The 1,324-nt window shown below is 67.0% G+C and carries 1 protein-coding gene; it reads right to left on the minus strand.

Annotated features, from left to right (window positions below; genetic code table 11):
- A partial coding sequence (locus tag FKV24_RS18960; protein WP_211371930.1) for a condensation domain-containing protein occupies nt 1-1,324 on the minus strand: 1,324 nt, incomplete at both ends.

Raw genomic sequence — 1,324 nt, forward strand, 5'->3', positions numbered from 1 at the left:
CGGTCGCATTGCGGCTGTCGCGCAGTTGGGTCAGTTCGGATTCGTCCAGCAGCGGCGCCGCCAGATGGGAGCCGTCGATATCCTCGGCAAGCCGTGCAAACGCGGCCTCGTAGTAGCGACCGATACGCTCGATCAGGCGCTGATCGAATACCGACCCGTCATACTTGAGCGTCAGGAACAGCATGTCGCCGTCCAGCGCCTGCGAAAAGTCGGCCAGGAACTGGAAGTTGGTTTCCTCGTACATGTCCGAGTCCAACACTTCCAGCTCGCTGTTCACCGGGGCCACCGCATCCCGGTAAACGTGGAAGTTGGTGAAGTTGAACGCCACCTCCTCGAACGTCAGGCCCACGTCCTGCTGGATCCGCGAGATCGGATACAGCCGGTGCCCAACACTGGCCGCACTCACCGCCGCGGTGCGCGTGATCAGGTCACGCCAGCGTCCCGGCCCGGTGTCGATCGCCAGCGGCAACGAGTTCAGGAACAGACCCAACGCCTGTTCCGCGCCGTCCTGCTCCGGACGGCCGTTGTAGGTCACGCAGCTCACCGCACGGCGGCGCCCGCTCAACAGCGACAACACCTTGAAGTGACCGGCCAACAGGACCTGCTGCACGGGGACGCCCAACTGCCGTGCCAGCGCCGGCAGCCTGTGGCTGTGCTCTTCGAAACCCGGCACCCGGTGCACCCGGACCCGGCGCGCGCCATCCGACCCGCCACCACGCGGCAACTGCTGGGGATCGACATCCTCCAGCATCGCCGCAAAGTGCTCACGGGCACCGGGCTCGGCCAGCGCCGCCTGTTCCAGCGCGATGAAGTCGCGGAAACCACGATTGCTTTCCGACGCCGGCAACGGCCCCGCCAGGGCCGCCTCATAACGGTTGTAGAGCTGCGTCGTCAGCGCCGCCAGGCTCCAGCCGTCCAGCACCGCATGATGGAAGCTCATGACGAAGGCGAAGCGGTCCTCCGCCAGCAGGAAGATCCGCACCTGCAACAGCGGGCCCCGCTCCCAGTCGAACACGTGACGCTTGTGCGCCTCCGTCCAGGATGCCAGGTGTTCTTCCTGCGCCGGTTCCGACATCGCCCGCAGGTCCTCCACCCGCAGCGGCAGCGCCACCTCCCGCCGCACGAACTGTAACGGCCGCGCGCCGTCCAGCCTGAACCCCGTGCGCAGCACCGGGTGCTCGGCCACGCACGACGCCAACGCCTGCGAAAAGGCCTCCGGCCGCCACGGGCTGCGCAACTGCCGGGTCACGATGTCGTGATACAACCCGCTGAACTGCTCCAGCTGGGTGTGGAACACCATCCCCGCCTGCAACGCCGACAGCGG

Source organism: Marilutibacter maris, from assembly GCF_006546735.2.
Taxonomy (GTDB): Bacteria; Pseudomonadota; Gammaproteobacteria; order Xanthomonadales; family Xanthomonadaceae; genus Marilutibacter; species Marilutibacter maris.